At 39.4% G+C, this 9,391-nt stretch carries 7 protein-coding genes; 4 read left to right on the top strand and 3 right to left on the bottom strand.

Annotation, left to right across the window (positions count from 1 at the left end; all coding sequences use genetic code 11):
• Window positions 1-64 precede the first annotated feature (64 nt).
• Both zupT and LMF89_RS18240 read right to left on the bottom strand, forming a co-directional pair.
• Window positions 65-889, bottom strand: coding sequence for a zinc transporter ZupT (zupT, locus tag LMF89_RS18245; RefSeq protein WP_229536327.1), 825 nt, complete (start codon window positions 887-889; stop codon window positions 65-67).
• Between the two features lie 146 nt (window positions 890-1,035).
• Complete coding sequence (locus LMF89_RS18240) at window positions 1,036-1,359, bottom strand: hypothetical protein (RefSeq protein WP_229536326.1); 324 nt, start codon at window positions 1,357-1,359, stop codon at window positions 1,036-1,038.
• A gap of 469 nt (window positions 1,360-1,828) precedes the next feature.
• Here LMF89_RS18240 and LMF89_RS18235 point away from each other — a divergent pair, with 469 nt between their 5' ends.
• Complete coding sequence (locus LMF89_RS18235) at window positions 1,829-2,674, top strand: TIM barrel protein (RefSeq protein ID WP_229536325.1); 846 nt, start codon at window positions 1,829-1,831, stop codon at window positions 2,672-2,674.
• 113 nt (window positions 2,675-2,787) lie between these two features.
• On the opposite strand, the gene LMF89_RS18230 is transcribed toward LMF89_RS18235, so the two are convergent.
• Window positions 2,788-3,993 (bottom strand): MFS transporter, encoded by a 1,206-nt coding sequence (locus LMF89_RS18230; protein ID WP_229536324.1) that lies wholly within the window; start codon window positions 3,991-3,993, stop codon window positions 2,788-2,790.
• A gap of 484 nt (window positions 3,994-4,477) precedes the next feature.
• On the opposite strand from LMF89_RS18230, the gene LMF89_RS18225 reads away from it, so the two are divergent.
• The 3 genes from LMF89_RS18225 (at window position 4,478) to LMF89_RS18215 (ending at window position 9,283) form a co-directional block, all read left to right on the top strand.
• A complete protein-coding gene (locus tag LMF89_RS18225; RefSeq protein WP_229536323.1) occupies window positions 4,478-5,059 on the top strand; it encodes a TetR/AcrR family transcriptional regulator in 582 nt (193 codons plus the stop codon).
• A 109-nt stretch (window positions 5,060-5,168) separates the two neighbouring features.
• Entirely contained in the window at window positions 5,169-6,233 is a 1,065-nt protein-coding gene (locus LMF89_RS18220) for an efflux RND transporter periplasmic adaptor subunit (RefSeq protein ID WP_229536322.1), read from the top strand.
• Window positions 6,230-9,283, top strand: a complete 3,054-nt coding sequence (locus LMF89_RS18215) for an efflux RND transporter permease subunit (RefSeq protein ID WP_229536321.1) — start codon at window positions 6,230-6,232, stop codon at window positions 9,281-9,283. The genes LMF89_RS18220 and LMF89_RS18215 overlap by 4 nt, the downstream gene beginning before the upstream one ends.
• The last annotated feature ends 108 nt before the right edge of the window (window positions 9,284-9,391 follow it).

Below are 9,391 nucleotides of genomic sequence, written 5' to 3'. Positions count from 1 at the left end.
ATAAATAAAACCCCTTTGTGTCCTTTGCGTCTTTGTGGTTCCATTCGCTTTATCGGTTTTTTTATCACATAAATAGTAATAGACTGAAGGCCATGAGCATCATCCCTAAGACTAGACCATAAATAGATAAATGATGCTCTCCGTATTCTCGGGCAGTAGGTAATAATTGATCTATTGAAATAAAAACCATGATGCCGCCCACGCCTGCAAAAACGATACCAAAGAGGGTATCTGTCATAAACGGCGCTAAAATCAAATACCCAATAATTGCACCAGCAGGTTCTGCTAATCCGGAAAGAAAAGAGTAATAGAAGGCTTTTTTATGACTGCCTGTTGCGTAATAAAGAGGAATCGATACTGCAATTCCTTCTGGGATATTGTGAATGGCTACAGCGATAGCGATGCTTACTCCTAGAGCAGGATCTTGTAATGATGCAATTAACGTTGCAAATCCTTCTGGGAAATTGTGAATGGCCACGGCTAGAGCTGTAAAAGTCCCCATACGAAGCAATTTTTTTTCATTGGTAGGAAGCAGCATTGCTTTTTCTGAGCCGGCAATTTCTTCAACGCTATGCATTTCATGTGGATTTTCATGGGAAGGAATTAGTTTATCAATTGCAGCAATAAACAACATACCCCCGAAAAAGGATATCACGGTAATCCACGATCCCATTTTCTCGCCAAGCCCTAGTATTAAAGAATCCTGAGCTTTTCTAAATATTTCTATCATGGAAACATAAATCATTACACCTGCTGAAAATCCTAATGCGAGTGAAAGAAATTTTTTATTCGTTCGTTTTGTCAAAAAGGCCAGTGCACTCCCAATTCCTGTGCATAACCCGGCAAATAGAGTAAGACCAAAGGCTGCCCATAGATTTTCTGTCGCCATATTATATGCCTCCCTTTTTTGCTCTTATTCTATTTCTTTCTTTTACTTTCCTGCACTTTAGCCATCTTAGATTGGTGGTAGGTGTAATCACTTAAACAAAAAATAAGACCGTGCAGGGATTATGAACCCTTGTACGGTCTATCCTATTATCTTTTTAATTCATTAATTTGTTTTTGTAATTGCTCAATTTTGGCTTGTAGTTTTTTTACCTCTAACTCCAATTTTTCAGTGGATTTTTTTTCTTCCTCATCTTGATGTGCGCTGATGACGTCATTAATTAAGACTCTTTGGGCGGCAATGACAAGCATCACTTGTGCTGTTTCCAATAAACCATTTGCTAAAAGATTAATTTCATCGATCGTTAAGGACTGTGCCATAATAATGCCTAATAGATAAAAAAGTAGAGCGATTTCTTCTGGAGTTAAGTCATAAAATAAGGAATCATCTGGTACTTCTTTATATTCTTTCAACAAATTGCACCCCATTAAATGGGAATTTAGTATCAATATAGCATATGAGCCATTCATAAAATTAGACCAGATGCGTGTTAATTTAACGCCATTGCACCTGTAAAGCCAGTACGTCGGGCTGTTCCAATCTCTTGGAGAAGAAACATATCTAAATCTGAGGTTTTTATATTAGGATAAAAATAAAAGGACAGCGGTACTAGCAGTAGGGCGAAGCTATGATTAAATAGTAAGGATTTCACCCAGAAGAAATTACTGAGTATTTGTTCATCTCTGCAAGAGGTGTGGTATATAATTAGAAGAAGCTATGCTGAACTATATGAAACGTATAATCGAAGAATTTGTGAATCAGACTAACGAAGAATCATAGAATTGGTTTGTATATAGTGCTCTATTACTATTTCCTCGGAAATGATTATGCAGCCATTGGGATGAGATGCTCATTTAATCGCTGTGGGTAATGTAGGATAAAATGGCATATTTAACAGGGAAGGTGAGGGGGATAAATAGACTTCTTTTTGGGATATCTGGTCTTCCCATTGGTAATGGTCAGAAATTTAACTATGCATCCGGGATAACCTATTTGAAAGGGTTTGGCCTGGATGCAATGGAACTTCTTTTTGTCAGGTCTGTCAATGTATCGGATAAGAACAAAGATGCTATTTTGGAAAACAAACTCAAAAATGACTTTTATTTATCGGCTCATGGGTCCTATTATATAAATTTAAATGCAGATGAGTGGAAGAAACAAGAGGAATCAATGCAAAGAATCATAAATGCGGCAGAGGCTCTAGCCAAAGTCCAAGGGCGAAGTCTTATTTTCCACCCAGGGTTTTATCTGAAGGATTCTAAAGAGATGACGTATGATACGATACGACAAAATTTATCCAGACTGCCATATAAAGGAATTGATTATCGATTAGAGACTACTGGAAAAGGAACGCAATTCGGAACACTTGAAGAATTAGTATCTTTGTGTAAAGAAGTCAGTTCGTGCAAACTATGTGTTGATTTTGCTCACATACATGCTAGAAACAACGGCAGCTTAAAGGAGTATGATGATTTTGCTAAACTACTTCAATATATAGTAGATGAATTAGGGCAGGTTGCTTTACATGATCTTCATATTCATATGGGTGGAATTCAGTACAGCGAAAAAGGTGAGAGGAATCACCTTCCCTTAGAGGAAAGTGACTTCAACTTTAAAGCCTGCTTACAAGCACTAAAAGATTTCAATGTAAAGGGCTGCGTTATATGTGAAGGTCCAAGAGTTGAATATGATGCTTTATTGTTGAAAAAGACATACGAAACATTATAAGATCTAAGTAGAATCACAGAGATGGTTTCCATTGGAAATACAAATCCTGCAAAGCAACTTAACCTTGCAGGATTTGTATTTTAGTAGTAAATGGGATAAAATGGAAAATATAATTAACTTTTTCTAGGATCACAAACGTTTATCATCGTATTTGTGGCTTCTAAATGATGTTGAGGTTCTTTGATAAACATTGTAAGAATAAAACCAATTACCGGCAGTAAAATTAGTATATCGAAGACTAAAGCAATTCCCCAATGGTCTGCAGCCCATCCTAAACCTAAAACCCCTATAGTTCCTAATCCTACGCTAAATCCAAGGGTAAAGCCTGATGCCAGCCCTATATTTTTTGGCATCATTCTTTGAGTCAATACTAAACTACTGGTCGCAGTTGCTGATAACAAAATACTTACAAAAGCCAAAATGATAAAAATGCATATTCCGCTAGCCGATAAAAACCAATACATAAATAAAGCAATGGGCAGAATAGAATACAGCATAACCAACTTGCTACCGTACTTGTCGCTCAGTATTCCTCCAAACATAGTTCCTACTGCGCCGGCCGCTAAATATACAGTAAGAAGAGAACTGGCGTAAATCTCACTTCCTCCTAAATGGGAAACATAGTATAACGGTACAAAGGTACTAATTCCAGATGTAACAGTGGCACGGGTTAGAATCATACCCAGCAAAGCCAATAGCGGCCAGTTAACACATTCTTTAAGTGTTCCCAAGCTTCCTTTCCCTTTGACTTTTGGACATGGTATTTTATTAATCTCATAAAATAAAGCAACACCAATAATAATGCTGGGAAATGTATAAATCAGAATTCGAGGGCTTTGCCCTCCTAAAAGCAGCACCGCTAGAAGCATAGATCCCAATGCTACACCTGCATAGCCTCCCAAGGAAAAGAGGCTAACTGCTTTACCTTTTTCTTGCCCACCAATAAAATTGACTGTTTTCGCAGCTTCAGGATGAAATGCTGAATTTCCCAAACCACTAATCGCCGTACATGTCATCACTAAATAATAACTAGGAACTAATAAAGAGGCAGCCATAAATATCCCTGTAATCATACAGCCTACGGGCATTAGCCAAAGACGGTGCTTTTGATCACTTATATATCCAAACAACGGCTGGCTGACCGAAGATGCTAAATTTTGCGTCAATACAATAGCGCTCACCTGTGCGTAAGATAAAGCAAATTTGGCTTTTAAAAAGGGGAGTGCTACATAAAGCGCTCCTGGCGATAAATCTGCAACTAAATGCCCAAGTGCAATAAGCCAAATGGTTCTGGGAACATTTTTAAATAGATTAGGCAATTATATCACTCCACTATTACCTGAAAAATTTGAAAGCCAGCTAAATCTTTATAGGTCACTACCTAGCAAATCGTAGCGTTGACTTTCAATCTTATACATATTTTCCATATTAATAAAGAATTCCTGCAGGGTCCAAATAAAAATATGGTAGCCGTAATATACGGCGTCTAAAACCAAAAGACAAGGGAATGGCGGAAGCTGTAATTCGTAGAAGAAAGATTGTAATGTGAATGGATAGCAGGAATTAATATTCATAAAGAGAAGACTCTAATAATTTAACCAAGAAATGCAAAAATCTTCGTGCCCTTCGTAATCTTCGGGGTTCAAAATATTTTTAGGATACTTTCTCTGGACCTCGGTAGTATTTTCTCTGATTTTTTATTGCCTTTTGGAAACTAAAATACTATAATAGTTTATGAGTGAGGAGATTTATGGCAAATTTTTAATGATATTCAAATTCAACAATAAATAGTAGGTGATCATTATGGATGATATAAAAAATAATATCCTTGATAAGGCCAAAGAAAGATTGGATCGTTTTGGCTTTAAGAAAACGACAATGGACGAAATCAGCAGAGATTGTAAAATTTCTAAAAAAACGATTTATGAGCATTTTAAAGATAAAGAGGATCTGTTTACTTGTTTAATAACAAGGGAATGTCATAAAACTGTGGAAATTATGTTTTCCCAAGTGTGTGAAATAGCCGACCCATTAGAGCGATTAATTCATCTCATTAGGAGTGCAATATCTTACTTCAATGAAGATACCTTTGTAACCAGGATACTAAAAAATGATGATGCCTTGTTTTCAGCCTTTCTGAGTCGAAAATATCATATACTGATTGATCAAGAAATTATCTCTCGTATTGCTGCTATTGTTAATGAAGGAAAACAACAAGGGCTTTTTCGGGAAGTAGATGAAAAGGTGGTAGCATATGCCGGTTTTAAGCTGTTCCAATCTTTTAGTTATATGCGAACGGGCCAATTTCTCACAGATCAAGATAAACAAGAATATTATACAGATGTATTAATTGATTTTATTGTTCATGCTCTTGTGAAGAAATAGCAGCCTTATGCTTCATTCATGATTAGGTCAATCGTGTTATGCTTTATCCTAAATAAACCATAACACTAAAATAGTTTATCAGTGATAATATGATGGGGAGGTAATCCAGGTGAAGAAAAGTATCATTAACACCCTTGCAATTTTAAGTATGACATCGTTACTACTATCTGGTTGTTCCAAGACAGCCACAACGACAGAGGACGTACCTCTGGTCCGTTCTGAAGCAGTAAAAATAAACAGTTCTGGCCAAAGTGCAAACTATTCTGGTGAAGTTCGCGGCCGCTATGAAACCCAGCTTGCTTTCCAAGTAAGTGGGAAAATTATAAAAAGAAATGTTGATCTTGGCAGCAGCGTCAGCCCTGGAGATGTGTTGATGGAAATTGATGCTAAGGATATTCAGCAAAATGTCAACATTTCTTCGGCTCAAGTTTCTTCCGATCAGTCCCAATTGCAATTAGCTGCAACAAATCTGGAACGTTATCGTACTCTCTTTGAGCAGGGAGCTATCAGTCGTGCCCAATTGGATCAGTATCAAAATAATTATGAGGTTGCTCAGTCTGCTGTTCGCCAATCCGCCGCTCAATATACCCAGGGCAGCAACCAGCTAGGTTATAGCACACTAGTTGCTGATAGTGGCGGTGTTGTTTCCAGTATCAGCGTGGAAGCCGGCCAGGTAGTAAGTGCAGGTCAGGCGGTACTTACTCTGGTTAAGGATGGAGAGAGGGAAATTGAAATTAGTGTTCCAGAAAATCGAGTGGATGAGCTGCGTAAGGCTGGGCAAATTCAGGTTGCCTTCTGGGCCTTGCCGAATGTGACAGCCCAAGGAAATATTAGAGAGATTTCACCAATTGCCGATAAGGTATCTCGAACTTATAAAGTACGCATTAGTTTAGTCAATCCTCCTGCTGACATCAATTTAGGAATGACAGCCAATGTTATGGTTGCCCAACCCGGTGGTCAACCGGTCACCTATATTCCTCTATCGGCCATTTACCAGACTGGGGACATTCCACATGTATGGGTCATTGTCAATGATGCGGTAACCTTGCGTCCTATTAAAGTAGGTGCTTTCGGGGATAATAAGGTTCAAGTCCTGGATGGACTCCAGGATGGAGATGTTATTGTTACAGCAGGGGTGCAAAAGCTGCATGAAGGAGAGAAGGTGCGCATATGAAGAACCTGAATTTAACCCAGTGGGCACTGAATCACAAACAATTAGTTTATTTCTTGGTAGTGGTGACTTTTATCATGGGGATCTTTTCCTATCAGCAGCTAGGGAGAATGGAAGATCCTGATTTTGTTATTCGTCAAATGATTGTATCTGTATCCTGGCCTGGAGCCAGTGCTCTTCAAGTAGAAGAACAGGTCACTGACAAAATTGAAAAAAAACTGCAGGATGTACCGGGTATTTACTATTTAAGAAGTTATTCTCAACCGGGAAAAGCTGTTATTTATGTCACGTTAAAAGATACAGTAAATGAAAAAGACGTCCGTCCTACTTGGCTGGAAGTGCGCAATATGGTAAACGACATGAAAAGCACATTGCCTCAAGGGATTGTGGGACCTTCTTTTAATGATCGCTTTGACGATGTATTCGGCTGCATTTATGCCCTTACCTCTGATGGATACAGCTATGAAGAAATGCGGGAAAATGCGGAGCAAGTACGCAGGACGCTGCTTGGAGTCAAAAGTGTTAAGAAGGCAGATTTAATTGGCGTACAAACGGAAAAAATCTATATTGAGATGGAAAATAGCAAATTGGCGCAACTTGGCGTCGATCCAAATTTAATTACTAATGCCGTGAAAACACAAAGTCCTATGGCAGCCTCCGGTATGGTAGAAACCGCAACGGATAATGTGTATTTACGGGTTAGCGGGATATTTGAAAATATAGATAATCTTAAGAACCTGCCGATTCGTGCCAATGATCGTACCTTCCGTTTGGAAGATGTAGCAAAGATTCAGCGCAGTTATACTGAACCGATGGAACCCAGGATGTATTATAATGGTCAGCCGGCAATCGGTATTGCCCTTGCTATGGATAAAGGCGGCAATGTACTTACTTTGGGAACGGATCTGGAAAAAACCATAAAGCAAATTAAGCAGGATTTGCCTCTTGGCCTGGAGATTCATCAGGTTTCCAATCAGCCGGAGGTTGTTAAAGAATCGATTGGCGAATTTACCAAATCTCTTAAAGAAGCGATTATTATTGTGCTGATTGTTAGTTTTTTAAGCCTTGGTATTCGGGCTGGGATTGTTGTGGCTCTGTGCATTCCCCTAGTAATTGCCGGCATCTTTGCATGTATGCAAGCCTTTGGAATTGATCTGCACAAAGTATCGTTAGGAGCACTGATCATTGCTCTTGGCCTCTTAGTCGATGATGCTATTATTGCTGTAGAAATGATGACGGTAAAGCTAGAGCAGGGCTGGAGTAAATTCGATGCCGCTTGCTATGCCTATACGGCTACTGCTTTTCCAATGCTTACGGGAACGTTAATCACTTGTGCAGGTTTCATTCCTATCGGATTTTCGAAAGGGTCTGCATCAGAATTTACCAGTAGTATTTTTACGGTAGTAACCATTGCACTGTTGATTTCATGGTTTGTATCAGTTTTAGTGACCCCTTTGCTGGGGTATAAGCTCATTAATCCAAAACCGAAAGAAGATAAAACTCATAATCCTTATGATTCGAGATTTTATCGATTCTTTCGCAGGATACTTACTTGGTGCTTGTATCATCGTAAATTGGTACTGAGTATTGCTGTAGCATGCTTTGTTGGTTCTCTTGGTCTGCTTACACTTATAAAACAAGAGTTCTTTCCGCCATCTGTACGCCCCGAACTGATTGTAGAGATGACTTTACCGGAAGGTTCTTCTTTACTTGCTACTCAGCAGGAAGCCCAAAGGCTTGCCGAGCAGCTTCAGGATGATCCAAACATTAACAATTACAGTTATTATGTAGGGCAAGGAGCACCTCGTTTTGTATTAACTTCTGATCCTAAACTGCCGGCAGCCAACTATGCCCAGTTTGTCATTGTTGCCAAGGATTTAGAGGCACGGGAGGCATTAAATACCAAAATTAATACCATTTTTACAGAGGATTTTGCGAATGTGCGGGGACATGTAAAATTCATTCAAACGGGACCGCCTTCTCCTTATCCTGTTATGCTAAGGGTTAGCGGATATGACCATGAACAGGTGCGAACCATTGCCAAAGAGGTCAGTGATGTGATGCGCGCAAATTCGAATCTGCATAACATTAATTTTGACTGGAATGAAAAAAATAAAGTCATGCATTTGTCAGTTGATCAGGATAAGGCAAGGCTGCTAGGGATTAACAGCCAAAGTTTAGCCCTTGATTTACAGACGCAGTTATCAGGAGCATCCATTGCGGAGTTTTACGAGCAGGATAAAACTGTCGGTATTGTCTTTCGCATGGATTCTCAAAATCGCAAAGATCTTTCTACAATTAAAGATCTTCCCATTCATATTGGCAGTGGTAAATTTGTTCCTCTCGATCAAATTGCCAAAATCAGCTATGATGCGGAAGACGGGATGATTTGGCGGCGTGATCTCAAACCGACTATCACCGTTCAGGCTGATGTAAGACCAGAAATAACGGGGAATGATGCAACCAAAAAAGTATATGAAGACCTTGCAGCACTGCGTCAGAGTCTGCCCCCCGGTTATAGTATTACGATTGGCGGTTCACTAGAGCGCAGTCAAGAATCCATGGAGTTCTTGCTTAAACCTGTTCCGGTGATGATACTCATCATTGTAACTTTGCTGATGATTCAGCTCCAAAAAGTTTCCCTTATGATCCTCGCTGTCCTCACTGCACCTTTAGGCATTATCGGAGTCAGCCTTTCTATGCTTCTCACTATGCGGCCAATGGGGTTTGTCGCTGAGCTTGGTATTCTAGCCCTTAGCGGCATGATCATTCGAAACTCAGTTATCTTAATCGATCAGATTGAACAGCATATCAAGGCGGGTGAAAGCCCCTGGGATGCTATCATTGACTCTGCTATATTAAGATTTCGTCCTATTATGCTTACAGCAGCTGCTGCCATATTAGGCATGATTCCTTTGATCCCTAGTACTTTCTGGGGCCCGATGGCAGTAGCCATTGCCGGCGGATTGCTAGGTGCGACTATTTTAACATTATTAGTATTGCCCACCATGTATGCTGCCTGGTTTAAAGTAAAACCAAAATCAAATTCTTAAAAGTGGAAAACTCCCGAAAGGCTTAAGAGGCCTTGCAGGAGTTTTCTGCTTTTATAATAAAAGAAAAAATGATAATATGGAAAGTAGAAAGGTGTTTGAATTCCAAAA

The organism is Pelosinus baikalensis, from assembly GCF_020819555.1.
GTDB classification, from domain to species: domain Bacteria; phylum Bacillota; class Negativicutes; order DSM-13327; family DSM-13327; genus Pelosinus; species Pelosinus baikalensis.
This window is presented reverse-complemented; position numbering and strand designations above follow the sequence as displayed.

Bases quoted from the DNA above. Each gene is read 5' to 3' on its own strand.
- zupT (WP_229536327.1), bottom strand. From the start codon at position 889: ATGGCGACAGAAAATCTATGGGCAGCCTTTGGTCTTACTCTATTTGCC.
- LMF89_RS18235 (WP_229536325.1), top strand. From the start codon at position 1,829: ATGGCATATTTAACAGGGAAGGTGAGGGGGATAAATAGACTTCTTTTT.
- LMF89_RS18225 (WP_229536323.1), top strand. From the start codon at position 4,478: ATGGATGATATAAAAAATAATATCCTTGATAAGGCCAAAGAAAGATTG.
- LMF89_RS18215 (WP_229536321.1), top strand. From the start codon at position 6,230: ATGAAGAACCTGAATTTAACCCAGTGGGCACTGAATCACAAACAATTA.